Source organism: Olsenella sp. KH3B4 (assembly GCA_900111695.1).
Taxonomy (GTDB): Bacteria; Actinomycetota; Coriobacteriia; order Coriobacteriales; family Atopobiaceae; genus Tractidigestivibacter.
Window position 1 is genome coordinate 133,525 of record FOHD01000005.1, and the last position, 18,931, is coordinate 152,455.

Consider the following 18,931-nt stretch of genomic DNA (forward strand, 5'->3'; position numbering starts at 1 on the left):
GCGTTTTCCCTGTTGGCAGTCCTCGCGGGTTTTCGGAGACGCACCAACATCCCCGGCATAGGCCTTCGGGGCAGCGGCTGACTACTACACAACCTCACTTCTGCACGTAAATTGGCATCAACATCTAGCGCAGTGTCGCTTCAACAGCGGTCTTGAGAACAATACGCCGTCCGGCCGCCATTGCCATGGAAGCGCATCGACGGCATGCGCCCCGCCCGCGTGCTACGCTCAAGGCGAGCCAACCAACAGAGAGGACGCACATGCCAGACGAGAAGCACCCAACCGCGGAGGGGGCGACGGCCGAGGACCTCGAAACCTCGGAGCGCCTCATCGACTTCATCCACCGCTGCCCCAGCATGTTCCACACGGCGGCAACCATCTCCGCCCGCCTTGACCAGGCCGGATTCACGCACCTACCCGAGGGCGATGCCTGGGAGGTCAAGCCCGGCGGCTCGTACTACACCACCCGCAACGGCTCCAGCGTCATCGCCTTCCGCGTAGGCGAGGACGCCCTCGACCGCGACCGTTACCACTTCCAGATGACCGCGGCCCACGCCGATTCCCCCACCTACAAGGTGAAGTCCGTGCCCGTGCTCGAGGGGCCCGAGGAGTACCTTCGCCTCGACGTCGAGGGCTACGGCGGCATGATTGACTACACCTGGCTCGACAAGCCGCTCTCGCTTGCCGGCCGCGTATTGGTGCGCACCGCCAGCGGCATCGAGAGCCGCCTCTTCGCACCCGACCGCGACCTGCTGCTCATCCCCAGCGTGGCCATCCACCTCAACCGCTCCGTGAACGACGGCAAGGCGTTCAACAAGGCCGTGGACCTGTGCCCGCTCTTCTCGGCCGGCCGTCTGCGCAAGGAGGACTTCGACCGCATGGTCGCCGAGGAGGTTGGTGCCAGCCCCGAGGACGTCCTGGCCCGCGACCTCTTCCTCGTGAACCGCGAACGTCCCTGCGTCTGGGGCATGGCAGACGAGTTTGTCTCGTCCCCCAAGCTTGACGACCTGCAGTGCGCCTTCGCGTCGCTCGAGGCGTTTGTTGCCGAGAAGAACCGCAGGTGCGTGACCGTGTACGCGTGCTTCGACAACGAGGAGGTGGGCTCCAACACCAAGCAGGGAGCCATGTCCACGCTGCTCCACGACACGCTGACGCGTGCCAACGCCGCGCTGGGCATGAACGAGGAGGACTACCTGCGTGCCCTCTCGCGCTCCTTCCTCGTGAGCTGCGACAACGCCCACGCGCTGCACCCCAACCACGCCGAGCTCTACGACGCCTTGAACCGCTGCCACCTCAATGGCGGCCCGGTGGTGAAGGAGGCCGCCAACCAGAAGTACACCACCGACGCCTTTAGCCGCGCCGTCTTTGTGGCGCTGTGCGAGCACGCCGGCGTGCCGTACCAGACCTTCGCCAACCGTTCCGACATGGCCGGCGGGTCCACGCTGGGCAACCTCTCGAACACGCAGGTAAGCGTGCATGCCGTGGACATCGGCCTGCCCCAGCTGGCAATGCACTCCAGCTACGAGACTGCGGGGACCCGTGACACCGCATGGACCATTCGTGCGTTACGCGAGTTTTTCTCGGCCAATCTGCGCATAACCGGCGCAGAGCGGGTAGAGATGGACTAGCAGGCACTTGTTTGGATATCCTCGGCGCCGCCACGCAGGCGCGCCGAGACCACAACTAGGAACCAGGAGGCGTTGTCATGTGCACGGCTGTTAGGTTCACGGACGACAAGGGTCAGATGTACCTCGGGCGCAACCTTGACTGGAGCTGCGGGTACGGAGAGCGTGTGGTAGTAACGCCACGCGGATTCAAGCCAAACTCGCCTTTTGGCGCCGTAACGGGGATGCGCGAGCCAGTTATTGGCATGGGCATCGTCGAGGAGGGCATGCCGCTCTACTTTGACTGCGCCAACACCTCTGGCCTAGGCGTGGCCGGCCTCAACTTCCCGGGCTACGCGCAGTACGCCGATGCGCCCGTGGAGGGCAAGACAAACGTGGCCGCCTACGAGTTTCCGCTGTGGGTGGTTGCCAACTTCACGACCGTCGACGAGGTCGAGCGCGCCCTCGACAGCCTGGTGATCGTTGGCAAGCCCATCAACGACAAGTACCCGGTGTCGCTGCTGCACTGGATTATTGGGGACGCCACGCGCAGCATCGTTGTTGAGCAGACGGCGCAGGGCATGGAGGTCTACCACGACGACGTGGACGTCCTTGCCAACCAGCCCGGTTTTGCCTGGCACCGCGAGAACCTGCGCAACTACATGAACGTCACCAACGAGCTGCCGCAGAACGTGGTGTGGGACAAGGCCGAGCTGCTGCCTTACGGCTCTGGTGCCGGCATGCGCGGGATTCCCGGCGACTACTACTCCACCTCCCGTTTTGTGCGCATTGCCTACCTCAACGCCCACTACCCGGTGCAGTCGGGCGAGAAGGCCAATGTGAGCCGCATGTTCCACGAGCTAGGGGGCGTCGCGATGATCGATGGCGCGGCGCGGATGACCAACGGCGACTTTGAGCGCACTGTCTACACGGGTGGATACTCTGCGGCAACGCGCACGTACTACTACTCGACCTACGAGGACCCGGCAATCCGCAGCGTCGCCATGGACGACTACGACACGGATGGCACCGAGCTTGTGCAGGTGGCGGACCCGAGGGCGTAGTTGGGGTCTGTCGGCACTCTGTTTTCGCTGGTGGTTGGCGGCGCCGCGGCTTTGCCGGGGCGCCGTTTTTGTCGGCGCGGTGGACGCGGCACTTCTCGGCGGCACTTCTCGGCAGCAACATCTTGCCGCCAGATTTCGCCATTTAGGTTTTTTCCGAACGGTTAGGCACCTCTAAACGGCAAGATTTCGCGGCATGCCCGGAGATGCCGCGGATTCCGAACGGTTAACCCCTCTTAAACGGCGAGATCTCGCGGCATGCCCGAGCGCTGCGGATTCCGAACGGTTAGCCCACCCCGCACGACCGGCCGTCGCGATAAATTGTGTACAATCGGTTGCGCCCAACCTATTCCCGTCGCCATGCGGGCGGACCATGCCATACTAAATCTGCTACCCGCAATGCTGGGCCCCAAACGCCCGGAGGAAGGAGCCATCATGGCATCCGAGAACACCACCAACTACCTCGACTTTTCCGTCACCGCTCAGGACGGCAGCACCGTCCCCCTGCGCACCTATGCCGGCAAGGTCCTGCTCGTCGTGAACACCGCCACCGGCTGCGGCTTCACGCCCCAGTACGAGGACCTCGAGCGTATCTACGCCGCCCACCATGACCAGGGCCTCGAGATCCTTGACTTCCCTTGCAACCAGTTTGCCGGCCAGGCACCCGAGTCCGACGACGAGATCAACACGTTCTGCTCGCTCAAGTTCAACACCGAGTTCCCGCGCTTCAAGAAGCTCGACGTGAACGGCGACACCGCCGATCCGCTCTTTGCCGCGCTGGCCACCGAGCGCCCCTTCCAGGGCTTTGGCAGCGGCCTCAAGGCCGCGGCACTCGACAAGTTTGCCAAGGCCAACAACAAGAAGTTCGGAGACAAGGCCTACATTATGTGGAACTTCACCAAGTTCCTCATCGACCGCAACGGCAACCTCGTGGCTCGCTTCGAGCCCACCGCCAGCATGGACGAGGTTGAGCGCGCAATCGAGGCGCAGCTCTAGTGGCAGCCCAACCGCACTCGCAGCCGTCACCGCAGGGCGCCCCCACCACACCGGCGGGGGCGCCATCTCTGGCAGGCGTCTCCCCTGCCGAGCTGCTGCGCCTTGACAACCAGCTGTGCTTTCCGCTCTACGCCTGCTCCAAGGAGGTCGTCCGCAGCTACCAGCCCCTCCTCGGCCCCCTCGGCCTCACCTACACGCAGTACCTGTGCATGATGGTTCTGTGGGAGGAAGGCGCGGCCACCGTAAGCCACCTCGGCGAACGCCTCTACCTGGACTCGGGCACGCTCACACCAGTCTTGAAGAAGCTCGAGGACCGCGGCTACATCACGCGCGAGAGAAGCGTGGCGGACGCGCGCGTGCTCGAGGCGCGCCTCACCCCCGAGGGCCGCGCGCTGCGTGACCGCGCGGCGTCGGTGCCAGCGGCGATGGCGTGCCGCGTGCGCCTCTCGGCGGACGAGGCAGCAGAGCTCAGGCGGCTCCTGGCCAAGGTGATTGCCAGCGTGCGCGATGGCGAGACAACCGGAACCACCGCTTGCGCACAGATGAAAGAAAGCGATAGACAATGAGCACTGAGCAGGACAAAGACACCAGGGAGGACCAGGCATCCTCGCCCATCCCCACCACAGATCGCGAGAAGACCATCGTCCGCACCAGTATTCTCGGTATCGTGGCCAACGTGCTGCTCGCCGGATTCAAGGCCGCGGTGGGCGTTCTCTCGAACTCCATCGCCATCACCCTCGACGCCGTGAACAACCTATCCGATGCGCTCTCCTCGGTCATCACGATCGTGGGCACCAAGCTCGCCGGACGAGCGCCGGACAAGCGCCACCCCATGGGCTACGGGCGCATCGAGTACCTCACGGCAATGGTCATCTCGGTCATCGTGCTGTACGCCGGCATCACCTCGGGCGTGGAGTCCGTGCAGAAGATCATCTCGCCCGAGACCCCGGACTACTCCGCCGCAGCGCTGATAGTGGTCGCTGCCGGCGTCGTGGCCAAGGTGCTTCTCGGCCGCCATGTGCAGTCGGTCGGCCGCCGCGTGAACGCCGACTCGCTCGTGGCCTCGGGCCAGGACGCGCTCTCGGACGCGGTGCTCTCGGTTTCCACGCTGGGCGCTGCCGTGGTCTACCTGGCCTGCGGCATCTCGCTTGAGGCTTGGGTTGGTGCCGTCATCTCCGCGTTCATTGTGAAGGCTGGTCTCGAGATGCTCTGGCAGACGCTCAGCCAGATCCTTGGAGAGCGCGTGAGCTCGGAGCTTGCCGAGAAGGTCAAGAGCATCGTTGCCGAGGAGGACTGCGTCCTGGGCGTCTATGACCTATTCCTCAGCAGTTACGGCCCCGAGCGCAGGGTTGGCTCGCTCCACGTCGAGGTCCCCGACACAACCACGGCCGAGGAGATCGACGAGCTCGAGCGTCGCATCGCCGAGCACGTCTTCCAGCGCACGGACGGCCAGGTCATCATCGCCGCCGTGGGCATCTACTCGAGGAACACGAGCAAGGCCGTCGCCGACATGCGCGAACGCGTGAGGCGCATCGTCGCGAGCCACGACCACGTGCTGCAGTTCCACGGCTTCCACGTGGACGAGACGCGCCACCTGCTCGAGTTCGACGTGATCATCGCGTTTGAGTCGCCCGACCGCCAAGGCGAGTACCACCAGATTGTGAGCGAGGTCGAGAAGGCCTTCCCCGACTACACGGTGCGCGCCACGCTCGACAGCGACATCGCGGATTAGCGTCCCTCTTTTCGGCGCCATTCCCCGCGATAGAATACCTAGCCCACGCGAGGGCCCCGGACGGCAGCTGCCATCCGGGGCCCTTTCGATGAGACAAAGTGAGACAAAGGGACAGTCCCTTTGTCTCATCGCCTTTGTCTCATCGGGCGATGTTGTAGAACGCGGAACGGCCGGCGTACTCGGCGGCGTCGCCCAGCTCCTCCTCGATGCGGAGCAGCTGGTTGTACTTGGCCACGCGGTCCGAGCGTGCAGGTGCGCCAGTCTTGATCTGGCCGGCGTTGGTGGCAACGGCCAGATCGGCGATCGTGGTGTCCTCGGTCTCGCCCGAGCGGTGCGAGACGATCGTGGCGTAGCGGGCGCGCTGCGCCGTCTGCATGGCCTCGAGGGTCTCGGTGAGGGTGCCAATCTGGTTGACCTTCACGAGCAGCGCGTTTGCCGCGCCAAGCTCGATGCCGCGACGCAGGCGGGCGGTGTTGGTCACAAAGAGGTCGTCTCCCACGAGCTGCACGCGCGAGCCAAGTCGAGCCGTGAGCTGGCGCCAGCCGTCCCAGTCCTCCTCGGCCAGGCCGTCCTCGATAGAGATGATGGGATAGGACGAGACGAGCTTGTCCCAGTAGTCGACCATCTGCGCGCTGGTAAGCGTGCGGCCCTCGCCCTTGAGGACATAGGTGCCGGTAGCGGCGTCGTAGAGCTCGCTCGTGGCGGGATCCATGGCAAAGACGAAGTCCTCGCCCGGCTTGAAACCGGCCTTCTCGACGGCCTTCATGAGGTACTCGAAGGGCTCGGCGTTGGTCTTGAGGTCGGGGGCAAAGCCGCCCTCGTCGCCCACGCCAGTGGAGAGGCCCGCGTCCTTGAGGACGCCCTTCAGGGTGTGGTAGACCTCGGCCGACCAACGAAGTGCAGTGTGGAAGTTGGGCGCGCCAACGGGCATGATCATGAACTCCTGGAAGTCCACGTTGTTATCGGCATGAACGCCGCCGTTCAGGATGTTCATCATGGGCGTGGGCAGCGTGTGGGCGTTGGGGCCGCCGAGGTAGGCGTAGAGCGGAAGCCCCGCGGAGGCCGCGGCCGCGCGGGCAGTTGCCAGGCTCACGCCCAGGATTGCGTTGGCGCCGAGCTTGCCCTTGTTGGGGGTGCCATCGGCGGCGATAAGGGCCGCGTCAACGGCGCGCTGGTTACGGGCGTCGATGCCCAGGACGGCCTCGCGCGCCTCGCCGTTCACGTGGGCGACGGCCTTCTCGACGCCCTTGCCCTGGTAACGAGCGCCGTCACCGTCGCGAAGCTCGACGGCCTCGAACTCGCCGGTAGATGCGCCGGAGGGGACAATCGCCCTGCCAAAGCTGCCGTCGACGAGCGTGACCTCGGCCTCGACCGTGGGGTTGCCGCGAGAGTCCAGGACCTCGCGTGCGTGGACCTTCTCAATTGTGCTCATGATGTGCCACCTTTCGTGTGGTCGCGCGTGGGGCAAGCCTGCCTCGTGCGCCATTAGATCTAAGTTATCCTTCTCTTACTTCTAGTAGTGTACCCATAGCTTTCCGTTCCATTACCAGAATTACCGATGTAGCGAAAATTTCTGTTGTGATGAGAACATCGCACTGAGAAAGACGCGCCGCCGACGCAAGAAAGGGGAACGTCGGCGGCGCCTATTGTGCCGATCGGTCCGGGGAGAGGGTCCGGACGCTACGGCGGGAGTCAACGGCTCATGCTCCTGCGCTGCAGTCGGGGTCGCAGGTGTTAGCCTTATTTAACTCGAAAAGAAGAGTACACCATGGTTAACTATTATGGGTCGAGAATTTGATAAAAACTCGACTATTTTCCCGGGGGCCGTTACGGCGCGTGGACAACACCCGACCCCGGGCTTTCGCCGCGGGGGACTCAGACAGCCCACGGCGCCGGAGGGCGACTTTTGGCAGCAACTGCGTACGAAGGTGCCGCTGCGGCGCCAAATCGGCGCCACAGCGGGGGGCAGCATCATCTCTTTGCCGAGAGAGGCGGGGAACAGCGCCGTCGCGGTCCCCTACCCCCAGACCTGCTCCGCCACCTGGCGCACCAGGCGAACCTTCGCCCACTGCTCATCCTCGGTGAGCTTGTTGCCAATCTCGCACGACGCAAAGCCGCACTGAGGCGAGAGGCACAGGCTCTCAAGCGGCACGTACTTCTCGGCCTCGTGAATGCGCGCGACCACGGCCTCGGGATCCTCCAGCGTCGCCGACTTGGTGGTCACAAGCCCCAGCACAACCTTCTTGCCCGCCGGGACTTTGGCCAGCGGCTCAAAGCCGCCCGAGCGCGCGTCGTCAAACTCCAGGAAGAACGCGTCGACATTCTCGCGTGCGAGAAGGAAGTCGGCCACCTCGTCGTAGCCACCCTCGCAGGCCCACGTGGAGTGGAAGTTGCCGCGGCACACGTGAGTGTTCACGGTGAGATCGGCGGGCCGGCCCTCCAGCGCGCGGTTGTTGACGTCGAGCAGGGCCTCCTTCACGCGCTCAAGACCGGCAGCGTCGGTGCCAAAGAACTGCTCGGCGTGCGGGTCAACCACCATGCCCCACGAGCAGTCGTCAAACTGCAGGTTGCGGCAGCCCGCGGCGTACACGTCGGCGATAAACGCGCGGTACGCAGCCACGATGTCATCAGCCAGCTCCTCGTCGTTGGCGTAGTAGCGGCGCGTGGCCTCCAGGTTGAAGGGCATCGCGAACTGCTCGAAGAACTGCGCGGGCGCAGGGATGGTGAGCTTGGCCACGCACTTCTCGTCCTCGAGCGCCTGAACAAAGCGGAAGTGCTGGATAAACGGGTGGCCGCCGCGATAGGCAATCTTCCCGGTGAGGTAGGTGTCGTCGATCTTTGCCGCCTCATCGTGGAAGGGCAGGCCGGTCTCGGTGGGCTTGTGCGCCACGCCGTCGAATGCCCACATAAAGTCGAGGTGCCAGGTCTCGCGGCGGAACTCGCCGTCGGTGATCACGCCCAGGCCGGCGGCCTTCTCCTTTGCGACCAGGTCGCGGATGCACTCGTCCTCGATGGCCGTGAGCTCCTCGGCCGAGATGCGCCCGGCCTTCCAGTCGACGCGGGCCTGCTTCAGGCGCGCGGGCCGCAGAAAGCTGCCAACCACGTCAAAGCGATGCGGGGTCTTCTTGTCGTATGCGATGCTCATGGGGCTACCTTTCTCTTGTTGTTGACACGAGAAATGGTGCCCCATGTGAAAACCCAAAGGAACTATCGATGCGCTATCGCTTGCCATAGCCAGAAGCTATGTACTTCGAAACGTAGGCGCTCAGGTGCTCGAGGTAGCGCTCCGCCATGGGCGAGAGCGGCCGACGCGGCTGGTGGATGTAGCCTAGCTCCATCACGCCTCCATCTTCGAGCGGGACGGCCACGATGTTCTCGCCGTTTAAGTCAACGCTCAGGATGCCGGAGGAGATGGTATACCCGTCGAGGCCAATGAGCAGGTTGAAGAGGGTCGCGCGGTCCGTGACCACAACGGCCTTGTCCACCTGTTCGGTGATGTGGGGCTCCTCGGCGAAGTAGAACGAGTTGCGCGAGCCCTGGTCGTAGGAGAGGCGCGGGTACGGCGCCAGGTCCGCAAGCGTCACAGACGCACGAGCAGCCAGGGGGTTCGTCCGGCTTACAAACACGTGCTCACGGGCCTCGAAGAGCGGCTCGAAGCGCAGCTCGGCGTCGCGGATGGCGCTGGTGAGCACCTCTCGGTTGAAATTGTTCCGGTAGAGCACGCCCAGCTCGGAGCGCTGCAGGCGCACGTCCTCGATGGTGCCAAAGGTGGTCCCCTCGCGCAGGCTGAACTCGTAGCGGCTCTCGCCGTGCTCGCGCACCAGCTCGGCGAAGGCGTTGACCACGAAGGCGTAGTGCTGGCTTGAGACGCCAAAGATGCGGCGCGGCGGAGTACCGTGCTTGTACTGGGCTTCGAGGAGGGCGGCCTGCTCGACGACCTGCCGCGCGTACGAGAGGAACCGCGTGCCATCCTCGGTGGGCACAACGCCCTTGCTGGAACGCTCGAAGATGGTGATGCCCATCTCGGCCTCGAGCTCGGAGATGGCCTTGGAGAGCGACGGCTGCGCGATGAAGAGCCGCTGAGACGCGGCGGTGATCGAGCCTGCCGTGGCGACCTCGACCACGTAACGAAGTTGCTGCAGTGTCATGCGGTGCTCCTCCCCCAGGGCGGCGCCTCTGGTGCGGCGCACGTCGAGCGATGTTACCCGACGATCCGCGTGCGGACGGGCACAGTCTGCCCTTGGCGAAAAGAGCACACGTTTCCAAGCAGTGGAATCGGGGCGCACATGGGGACGGGCCCAGCAAGGGCCTGCGTCACCTGGCTTGGCCCGCACGAGGAGGGGGGTCACTGGCGTGTTGTTCGAGAACAAGGGTAGCCGGCAACGGTCTTGGGCACGTAAGCAAACGTTAGCCCTGTTGGCAAGTGGTGTTAGGGTCTCGTTCTGTCATAGCGCCTCGGGCCGCTGCCGAAAAATACACCCGACCCACCCGTTGTTTGACTAGCATGCCAACTAAGAGTGCATAATGGTACTTGATACTAATAATTCACCGTGCCGCGTGGCGGCGCACCCCTACGCATCTGGAGGAAACCATGGACATACGCGAGGAGATGACCAGGCAATTTGGCGCCGAGAAGACCGGAGGCCACGGTGGCCTCGAGATTCTCAAACACATCGGCCCCGGCCTACTGGTGACCGTTGGCTTCATCGATCCCGGCAACTGGGCCTCGAACATGGCGGCTGGGTCGCAGTTTGGCTACTCGCTCCTGTGGGTGGTAACGCTTTCCACCCTGATGCTCATTCTGCTTCAGCACAACGCCGCCCACCTGGGCATTGCCACCGGTGAGTGCCTTGCCGAGGCAACACGCAAGCACTTCCCACGCTGGCTGGGCACCGCAATTCTCGCAACCGCATATGCAGCAACCGTCGCCACAGCCATGGCCGAGGTCCTCGGTGGCGCCATTGCGCTCCAGATGCTCTTTGGGCTGCCCGTGCGGGTGGGCAGCGTCATAGTTGGCGTTTTCTCGGTGGCGATGCTGGCCACCAATTCCTACAAGCGCATCGAGCGCTGGATCATCGCGTTTGTCTCCCTTATTGGCCTGGCGTTTCTCGCCGAGCTCGCGCTGGTAAACGTTGACTGGCCGCAGGCGGCGGTCGCGTGGGTCGCGCCGGCCTTCCCCGCCGGCTCCGCCGCCATCGTGATGAGCGTTCTTGGCGCCGTGGTCATGCCGCACAACCTGTTCCTGCACTCCGAGGTCATCCAGAGCGTCCACTACGAGAAGCAGGGCGAGAAGGTCATCCGCGAGCGGCTGCGCTACGAGCTCTTCGACACGCTCTTCTCGATGGGTGTGGGCTGGGCAATCAACTCCTCGATGGTGATCCTCGCGGCAACGACATTCTTCACGCAAGGCGTTGTCGTGGATGACCTCGCCACCGCCGCGGCGACGCTCTTCCCCATCCTGGGATCCGCGGCGACGCTCATCTTTGCCGTGGCTCTGCTCCTGGCGGGACTCTCCTCGTCCGTTACGGCGGGTATGGCGGCGGGCACCATCAGCGCCGGCATGTTTGGCGAGGAGTACGACATCCACGACCGCCACTCTTCCGTGGGCGTGGCGCTGTGCATGGGTCTGGCCACGCTTGCCTGCCTGCTTGTGGAGAACACATTCCAGGGGCTGGTGCTCTCGCAGGCGCTGCTCTCGCTGCAGCTGCCCATAACGATCTTCACGCAGATTCGGCTCACCAGCTCGAAGCACGTCATGGGGCGCCACGCCAACTCCCCCCTCACCAACGCGCTGCTGCTGGCAACCGGTGTCGTGGTGACCGCTATCAACGTTGTTTCGCTACTTGGCTAGAAGTTGGCCGCCAGCACACCCCGGCCTCCCGGGCGCCGGCCGTAGCGCTCGCAACTCGGCCGCCGCTGCCCATGCCAGCCAGATGGGACGGCGACGGACGCGTTATTGTTGCGGCCGGCGGCTGGCGCAGTAGTTCCAGAGGAACAGCTGCATAAAAGTGCTCTATCGGACGGAGTTTTGCGGCCCTTTGCACAAAAACGCTCTATCATACAGCACCAAAATTACTTCGGTATCAAATATCAAACTATATTTACAATATTTGCTATACTTTGTACTTAATATACATAATACTGTATATATGATTTAACTTTTTATGTCGGAGCACAAAAGCCACTGTCCGATAGAGCACTTTTATGCAGCAGTTCCGAAATCGCCGTCCAATAGAGCACTTTTATGCAGCCTCGGGGAGTTACGACCCCTGGGGCCGGGCGCTGCGGTCCCCCGCTGAGCAACGCGGACGCCCGGCTGAGGCCGCATCCCCTACCGGGACCCTCGCGCCTTGCGAGCGCGGTGCACAACCACGTCCACGGCAACGCCCGCAAGCGCCACGACAACCACGATGACTGCCCACTCGCGCGCGCCCCAGTGGCGCTCCGTGACGGCAGCCTGCTCCTCCGCCTCCTCGGGCACGTAATCCGTGCGCTCGCAGTGCACCAGCAGCCGGTGGTCGTTCACGCCATACGGCGTGCAGGTCACCAGCGTGAGCAGATCCTCCCCCGGAACGATTGCAAGCGAGGAGGTCTCGTCGGGCAGCACCACCTCCGAGGAGGTCACCCGGTAGGCGTACACGTCGCCCATCGTGTGCAGCAGTACCAGGTCGCCCGGCTCGAGCTGCCGAATGTCGTCGAACATGCGGAGGTTCCGCATGCCGGAGTGAGCCGTGATCACGCAGTGCGTCGACTCACCGCCCACAGGCAGGCTCGTCCCCTCCAGGTGGCCCACACCGGCCATGAGCGCAGATTCGCTCGTGCCGTGGTAGATGGGCATGCTCACGTCGATGGAGGGAATCTCGACCCAGCTCATCATGGGGTCGCGGTCGTACGTGAGCTGGTCGCCGTAGTCGACAATCTGGGACGGGTCAATCGACGGCTCTTCGCCAGCGAGCACCGCGTTGTACGCATTCGCCTGGTCGATGTACCACTGCTTCTCGTCGGCCGGCATCGAGTCAACGCGCGCCGACACCTCGGAGATGGTCGCACCTACACCGTACTCCTCGAGCATGTCGACCACCCATGGCCACACCATGAGGCCCACGCCGAGAAGGATGAGCCCCACGGTGATGAGCCGGTCCACCCACCGTGGCAGCCGGCGTCGCCTCTCGTTGTGCTTGGCATGCGTGCCCACACGCGCCTCCCCACCAGATGGGCCCCGCACGCGGCGGGGCCCACGACTTGCCAACCTTTGCAACCTGCGTTACGTACCTGCCGCCACGCTACTCCGCACTATCCTCGGCGTTCTTGCGGGACCGGACGAGGTGCGTGATGCCCAGGGCCAGAACGGCGCCGCCAGCAATCCAGGTGATGGTCACGCCAGCCTGGCCGGTAAGGGGCAGGCTCATGCCCGCCTTGTCCTTGACGACCAGATCGACCACGCCGTCATAGACGTTGATGTCGGACACGTTGGCGTTCGAGGTCTGGACGCGAATCGTGTCGATGTCGCCCGTGACCTCCTTGTAAACGGGATAGATCTGGAAGGTGAAGCTGGGCACCGTGTTGTACCCATCGGGAGCCTGGGTCTCGACGACCGTGTACTCGCCCGCGTCGAGCCCGCTCACCGCGATGCTGCCGTCAGCGCCCGACGTGAACTCGTAGGCCGTGTCGCCGAGCGAGCCGTCGGACTGCACGTACTTCGTGCCCGCGCCCTCATCGGCACCAGTTGCTTGGATGGTGAACTTGGCGCCCTGAAGGCCCTTGGAGTTATTCGAGCTGTCGACCTTCATGAGCATGAGCTGGTAGGTGTAATCGCGCACCGTTGCCGGCGTGGTGTCGCCGTGGCTTTTGGTTCCCGGGTTGTTGGAATACGTGAGCGTCACCGTGTTGTCGTTGGAACTACTGGCAACCTTCGCATTGCTGTTGAGCCGGGCCGTGTAGTAGACGTTCACGACGGAATTCGGCGTGATGGCGATAGCGTTGCCATTCGCATCCTTCACCGACTTGAGGTCGTTGATGGTCACAGTGAGCGTATTGGTGGCAGAGTCGAGGGAGACCGTGTAGTCATCAGCGCGCACCTGGGTCTCGGTCTGGGCGGCATCCCCCGTTGCCGGATTCTGCACCATCACCTTCACCGAGCTGGAATCGGCAGTGAGCCCCGAGCCGAGGACGTCGCTGAAGGAGTAGTAGTACGTGTCGTAGCTCGCAAGCGCCGTGGCGACCGTGCCCGTGAGCTTATAGTCGATGTCCTGGCCGATCTGGGAGTCCGCAACCTTTGCCCAGACGGAGCCCGTCGCATCGTTCTTGATGAACTTGTTTACCGTAGGCAGGCTCGACTTCTGGTCGACCGTCACCGCGCTGCCACCGACCACCGCGTAGATGGGTGCCGTGCCCACCTTGTCGATCAGATCTTCCGTCGTGGCACTATCGGTCACGAACAGCCAGTAGCCCTCATCGAGCGTCACCTTTGTGCCAGGCGTGATCGTGGTTGCAGGCGCACCTGCCATGCGCATGGCGGCGGCGATCTTGCCAAACGCGTCGTTGGCGTCAACGACGGTGGCCGACCCTGACCCAGACGCATGCGTGCTCAGCCAGTCGGCTGCATCCTGCGCGGACGTGCCCGCATAAGCAGGCTCGACGGCCTTGATTGCGGCCTCGACGGCCTTCTGGGCCTGGTCGCTGCCCCAGGTGATGTTGGACACCGCCTTTGACGTCGTGGTCCCCACCGTCTGGTCGGCAACGTCCGCCTTGAAGAGCTTGTAACCCAGCAGCTTCGTGGTATCCGACGTTACGTGCGTGTTCGCGTTGATCGTGATGTCGCCCTGGGTCGCCGTCCCGTCGGCCGCGAACGCTGCGACCGGTGCCGCAACCGGGCCGAGGGCCATCGTGAGCGCCAGACCTGCCGCCGCTGCCATACGAGCGATGTTGTGCTTCCTCATGTTTTTCCTCTCTAACCTTCGGGCGCTTCGCCCAGGTCATATAAACCTAGTTCGTCTCCCATGCAAACCGTAGTGGCTTCCAGCATCAGGGCCGACGCTTTGGGTCTCCCCTCCCTCTCCGGATCGCGAACACAATCAGAGCCACACCGACCACCGCAAGGCAGATGGCGGGCAGGTACGACGTTGGGTCCCCGGTGAACGGAGACGAGCCACCCGGCCTGCGCGGCGCGGGCTTGTCGCTCGAGGGAACGGTCGTGGCGCCATTGAGCACCGAGACATCGGCCTCACCGGAGTCCTTGTCAAAGCTGTCGGCCCTCAAGGGCAGCTCAGCCGAAAGGTGCTCGTCACTGGTCGAGCGGAGGATTTGGGGATCGAGCCCCACCGTCAGCGTTATGGAAGGCGTGCCCGAGAAGGGCTCATAGCCCTCGGGTGCCTGGACCTCCTCAACCGTAAAGGTACCGGAGTCGACGCCGCTCACCGCAATGGCGCCGTTCTCGTCAGTGGTCACGGTGGCGTCATCCGTGGTCCAGGTGCCGTCCTGCGTGAGGTGACGCCCGCGGTCATCGGTCACGCGCAGCACCGCGCCAGCCAGGGTAGCCTCGCCCGTGGCGTCACGCTTGACCAGGTTGAGGTCCCACGTGTAGGCGATGGCCTCGTCCTCCTGCGTCTTGGCCTGCGTCTCCGAGTACGGCGTGCTTGGATAGCGAAGCGTCACCGTGTTGGGGTTGCCGTGCGCCGCGCCGCGCTCCGCGTCCTGCGCAAGCGGCGCGTCGTAGACCACGCAGACCTCAAGGCCCAGGTCGGCGTAGACGCTGTGGCTGGATGCAGAGGCGATAAGGTCGGCAACGGCGACATCGAAGGTCGAGCCGTTCTCGCCCGCGGTGTAGCTTGTTGCGTATTCGTTCTCGTCCAGCTCGACCCACCCGCCGCCGGGCTCGGTTCCCTGCGCCCACGCCAAGGCGCCCGCGGGAGCAATGTACACGTGCACGCCGCTTGGCTGCTCAAGGCCGACGGACAGCACGTCATGGAAGGTGATTGAGTACGCCTTGTAGGCGGAGTTGGGCGAGAGATTCGCAGGCACGGTGGCAACAAGGCGCCAGTCGAGCTCTTCCCCCACGGTGGCGTCGGCCTGCTTCTGCCAGCTGTTGCTCGAGTCCTCGAGCACGCTCTTCTCGACCGTGGGCACCGAGGTCTTGGTAGTCGCCGTCACGTCCGCACCGCCCACAGCAACGAGGATCGCCGCGGTTCCGGACTGGCCCGTGCCCACCGAATCGCCATTGGCGGTGAGGAGCCAGTAGCCCGCCGGGAGCGTGCTCTGCGTACCTGCGGCAAAGCTCGCCGTGGGCGTGTCGCCCGCAAGCGAACGCGCAATGGCGGCGGGCACGGAGGAGGCCGTTGGCGCGGAGACCGCGTCGCTCTGGACGTTCTCGTTCAGCCAATCGGCAGCGTCCTGTGCGGTGGTGCCGCTGTAGGACTGGTCGACGGACTTGATGGCGGAGGTGACGGCCTTCTCGGCGGCGACGCTTGCCCACGAGACGTTGGCGAGGTTCTTGTGGCCGCTCTCGGCATCGCTCACGTCTGCCGAGAAGAGCTGGTAGGCGTCAAGTGCGGTGGACGCGCCGTCGGTTGCGGTGACGGTGAGGCGCCCGGTCTGCTGGGCCAGCGCGCGAACGGGCGAGCAGAGCGCGAACACGGCAACTGCCAGGGCAGCCGCGATGCAGGTTGCAATGGTGCGCGAGATGGACTTAGTCACGGCCATCGCCTCCCTTCCCGGCTGCGTGGCGACGGATGTGCATCCATACCGCCGAAGCGGCAAGCGCGCCGAGGCCTATGGCGTAGGTGACGCCAAAGCCCGCCTGACCAGAGAGCGGCAGCGTAACCGCACCGCGCGTGTTGGTGAAGGTCACCTGCGCCGTTTCGCCCTTGGCGATGGTGCCCTCGGCATCCTCGGACGTGGTGACGTAGTCGCCCTCCGACTGCTCGGTCACCGTGTAGGTGGCGCCGGCCGGCAGGGCGGAAGCGGTCTTGGTCTCGCCATCCTTGAGCGTGAAGGTGGCCTTGCCGTCAGTGAAGGTCATCTCGCCATAGGTGCCGGAGAGATGGGCACCCGAGCCGTGCAGCTCCACGGTGAACGTGAATTCGCGGGTGGAGCCCACCTCGCCCACCACGTGCTTGGTCACGGAGAGGGAGCCCTCTTGGACGGCGTTGTTCACGGCGACCGTGGCGTCAGCGGAGAGCGCGCCCGTCGCCGTCTCGGAGCTTCCGTTATAGGTTGCGTCGTAGAGCAGCGCGTCGGCCGCGGTGCTCGCAGTCTCCTCCACCTGGTAGGTGGTGCCGGACGGGATGCCCGCTATCGTGATCTGCTGGCCGCCGGTCAGGGTAACGGAACCCGTGCCGTCGGCGCCGAACGAAATCGTGCCGTCGGCCGGGGCCGTGGCCCCCGAGCCGGACACCGTGCCGCCCGTGTAGGCGTAGGTGCCGGAAAGCGGGTTACCGCTCGCATCCTTCAGCGCAACCTTCAACGTGAAGCGCTGGGAGGAATCGGCCGCCTGACCGGTGACGGTCTTGCTCAGCGTGAGTTTGTAGAGACGCGTGTTGGTGAAGGCAGCCGTAACGGTTTCGTCCTTGGCTATCGCGCCCGAGGCGCCCGTCGCGGTAGACGCATAATCCGCATTCGACGTTTCGGCAACCTGGTAGGAAGTGCCCACGGGCAGGTGCGTGGCCGTCGCGCTCTGACCGGCCTTCAGGGTGACGGTCGCCACGCCGTTCGTGAATGCCATGTCACCGTAAGTGCCGTTGAGGCTCGTATCGCCCAGCGTGACCGTGAAGGTGAAGGCGGTTGCGGAGTTCGTCTCCCCCACCACCGACTTGGAGACGGTGAGGCTGCCCTCGTTTGCGGGAGCGAGCCGCAGCGTGGCCTCCACCGGCTTCTGCTTGATGACCGCGCCGATCATGTGCTGGAAGTTCTTGCCGTCGGAGGCAGTGTAGGTTTCGGGGTTGGGCGAGTACTGGCGATACTCCTGCAGCCAGGTGAGCGTGTCCGAAGCCTTGATGCTCATATCGGTCGCCGTCGGCTTTGTCGTCGAGACAAGGTAGAAGCTCGTGCCGGCGGACACCGTCGAGACCGGGGTGCCGTCGAGCTTGTGGGCCGACACGCCCGAGGGGAGCGTGAGCGTGTACATGCCATGGTAGTTCGCGCCTTCGTTTACCGAGAGCGTGCCCGTCTTCCACACCCCGTACTCGGGGTCGTAGACGAACTGGCTGTCGCCGGAGACCGTAACGTCGGCCTCGTCAGGCTCGGCGCGCAGGACTTGGTCGGCGGTGGCATAGTTGAGCAGCTTGACGGCGAGCGCCTTCTGCGTGACCTCGCCGCTCTTCGAGGTGAGCGAGTTGTACTCGATGCCGTAATCCCCGAGCACTGCCCAGATGGCGTACTGGGTGGCCTCGTAGGCCTCCGCCTCTGTAACCGCAGTGTCATCCGAATGGCTCTTGTCGTATATCTCGAGCGGCGTATTACTGGAATTGGGGGCATAGGCCATGGCGGTTGCCGCCTGGTAGAAGGGCGTGGCGCGGATCTCCGCCGACGTGTGCCCGGAGGGGGTCGTCGTGCCGCCGAAGAAGTATTGCAGCTCTTCGTTCACGAACTGCTGGAGCTTGTAGAGGTTTGCGGTGTTGTCCGGATAGTCGCTGTAGGAGAACACCGTGTTTCCAATGGAGTCGGGGAAGTCGGCCCTAATCCAGCTTGGCGGGTTGAGCAGGGCGTTGAAGGCGTCCTCGGAGATGCCCGTGGTCGAGTCGACGACGGTGTACATGTTCATGCCGTTGTAGGGGTAGCCCGCGTAGAGGATGGCGAGGAGCTTGTCCATGCAGGCATCGTAGTCGGCCTGGGACTTGAACTTTTCCGGCGTCAGATAGCCTTCGATGTAGGAAGGCACGTTGGAGATGCTCGGCGTGGTATGCGGCCAGTGCGACTGGTTGTTCATGCAATAGAGGATGATGCGGCCGATGGCGCTGTCGGCGTCGGGCACGTAGTGGATATCGGTCTTATCGTCGTACTTAATCTGCACCGTGTCGCCCGGGGACGCGGTACCCGTGCCATCGGCGGCAGCGAGAATCGCCCTGAGGGTCGCAGCTCCAGCCGCGGAGCTCGTGCCATCGCTATCAGAGCTCGCGCCCTCGGCGTCCGAGCCAGTGGAGCCGGTCGAAGAGGCGTCACCCGTGGACGCAGCCTCCTCGGCGGCGACCCCTCCGGACGTCTCCGAGGAACCCGATTGCGAGTCTCCGGACGACGAGCCCGTGGGACTCCTCCGTCGAAGCATCGGCAGCTGCCGTGCTGTCGGCAAGCGCCCCAACCGGCAGGCACAACGACAACACGAGCCCCACGACTGCCATGAAGACAAGCGCAGGTACATAGGCTCGTTTTGTTCGTCTCATTTAGGCTCCGTTTAGAATCAATGTGACGTATTTGGTAGCAATACAGTTACGTATCAATATAGAGCAAAGACGTCCTAAAGGGTTCAGAAAAGCACGCGTTTTTTTCACCGACGCATGAAAAGTGGGCGTCCCACGGTTGCTGGACGCCCACGCAATTACGCCCCC

Annotated in this window: 13 protein-coding genes; 6 read left to right on the forward strand and 7 right to left on the reverse strand. The window is 64.1% G+C overall.

Features of this window, described 5'->3' with window-relative positions:
* Positions 1 to 260: 260 nt before the first annotated feature.
* From BMX94_RS06220 to BMX94_RS06240, 5 genes are all read left to right on the forward strand, one after another.
* Positions 261 to 1,628, forward strand: a complete 1,368-nt coding sequence (locus BMX94_RS06220; RefSeq protein ID WP_091004856.1) for a M18 family aminopeptidase — start codon at positions 261 to 263, stop codon at positions 1,626 to 1,628.
* Positions 1,629 to 1,705: 77 nt separating this feature from the next.
* Positions 1,706 to 2,668, forward strand: a complete 963-nt coding sequence (gene bsh, locus BMX94_RS06225; protein ID WP_091004857.1) for a choloylglycine hydrolase — start codon at positions 1,706 to 1,708, stop codon at positions 2,666 to 2,668.
* Between the two features lie 432 nt (positions 2,669 to 3,100).
* Positions 3,101 to 3,661: a glutathione peroxidase gene (locus BMX94_RS06230; RefSeq protein WP_091004859.1), complete on the forward strand. Its 561-nt coding sequence runs from the start codon at positions 3,101 to 3,103 to the stop codon at positions 3,659 to 3,661.
* Positions 3,661 to 4,227, forward strand: coding sequence for a MarR family winged helix-turn-helix transcriptional regulator (locus BMX94_RS06235; protein ID WP_286160043.1), 567 nt, complete (start codon positions 3,661 to 3,663; stop codon positions 4,225 to 4,227). The genes BMX94_RS06230 and BMX94_RS06235 overlap by 1 nt, the downstream gene beginning before the upstream one ends.
* Positions 4,224 to 5,393, forward strand: a complete 1,170-nt coding sequence (locus BMX94_RS06240; RefSeq protein ID WP_091004861.1) for a cation diffusion facilitator family transporter — start codon at positions 4,224 to 4,226, stop codon at positions 5,391 to 5,393. Before BMX94_RS06235 ends, BMX94_RS06240 begins: the two co-directional genes overlap by 4 nt.
* Positions 5,394 to 5,532: 139 nt before the next feature.
* Here the strand turns inward: BMX94_RS06240 and eno are convergent, their stop codons facing one another.
* The 3 genes from eno to BMX94_RS06255 all read right to left on the reverse strand — a co-directional run bounded on the left by eno (position 5,533) and on the right by BMX94_RS06255 (position 9,541).
* Positions 5,533 to 6,825, reverse strand: a complete 1,293-nt coding sequence (gene eno / locus BMX94_RS06245; protein ID WP_091004863.1) for a phosphopyruvate hydratase — start codon at positions 6,823 to 6,825, stop codon at positions 5,533 to 5,535.
* Positions 6,826 to 7,410: 585 nt separating this feature from the next.
* The gene (locus BMX94_RS06250) at positions 7,411 to 8,538 is read right to left on the reverse strand and encodes a 5-methyltetrahydropteroyltriglutamate--homocysteine S-methyltransferase (protein ID WP_091004865.1); all 1,128 of its coding nucleotides are present in this window, start codon (positions 8,536 to 8,538) and stop codon (positions 7,411 to 7,413) included.
* Between the two features lie 73 nt (positions 8,539 to 8,611).
* Complete coding sequence (locus tag BMX94_RS06255; protein ID WP_091004866.1) at positions 8,612 to 9,541, reverse strand: LysR family transcriptional regulator; 930 nt, start codon at positions 9,539 to 9,541, stop codon at positions 8,612 to 8,614.
* A gap of 443 nt (positions 9,542 to 9,984) precedes the next feature.
* Between BMX94_RS06255 and BMX94_RS06260 the strand changes: the two genes are divergently transcribed.
* Positions 9,985 to 11,244 carry an Nramp family divalent metal transporter gene (locus BMX94_RS06260; RefSeq protein WP_286160044.1) on the forward strand — a complete coding sequence of 420 codons (1,260 nt, stop codon included), beginning with the start codon at positions 9,985 to 9,987 and terminating at the stop codon, positions 11,242 to 11,244.
* A gap of 480 nt (positions 11,245 to 11,724) precedes the next feature.
* Here BMX94_RS06260 and BMX94_RS06265 read toward each other — a convergent pair whose 3' ends face one another.
* The 4 genes from BMX94_RS06265 to BMX94_RS06280 all read right to left on the reverse strand — a co-directional run bounded on the left by BMX94_RS06265 (position 11,725) and on the right by BMX94_RS06280 (position 18,651).
* The gene (locus tag BMX94_RS06265; RefSeq protein ID WP_091004868.1) at positions 11,725 to 12,588 is read right to left on the reverse strand and encodes a class C sortase; all 864 of its coding nucleotides are present in this window, start codon (positions 12,586 to 12,588) and stop codon (positions 11,725 to 11,727) included.
* An 88-nt stretch (positions 12,589 to 12,676) separates the two neighbouring features.
* Positions 12,677 to 14,332, reverse strand: a complete 1,656-nt coding sequence (locus BMX94_RS06270) for a SpaH/EbpB family LPXTG-anchored major pilin (RefSeq protein WP_091004870.1) — start codon at positions 14,330 to 14,332, stop codon at positions 12,677 to 12,679.
* 85 nt (positions 14,333 to 14,417) lie between these two features.
* Positions 14,418 to 16,085 (reverse strand): isopeptide-forming domain-containing fimbrial protein, encoded by a 1,668-nt coding sequence (locus BMX94_RS06275; protein WP_177171352.1) that lies wholly within the window; start codon positions 16,083 to 16,085, stop codon positions 14,418 to 14,420.
* Positions 16,078 to 18,651: a DUF7601 domain-containing protein gene (locus BMX94_RS06280; RefSeq protein ID WP_091004874.1), complete on the reverse strand. Its 2,574-nt coding sequence runs from the start codon at positions 18,649 to 18,651 to the stop codon at positions 16,078 to 16,080. The genes BMX94_RS06275 and BMX94_RS06280 overlap by 8 nt, the downstream gene beginning before the upstream one ends.
* Positions 18,652 to 18,931: the final 280 nt, after the last annotated feature.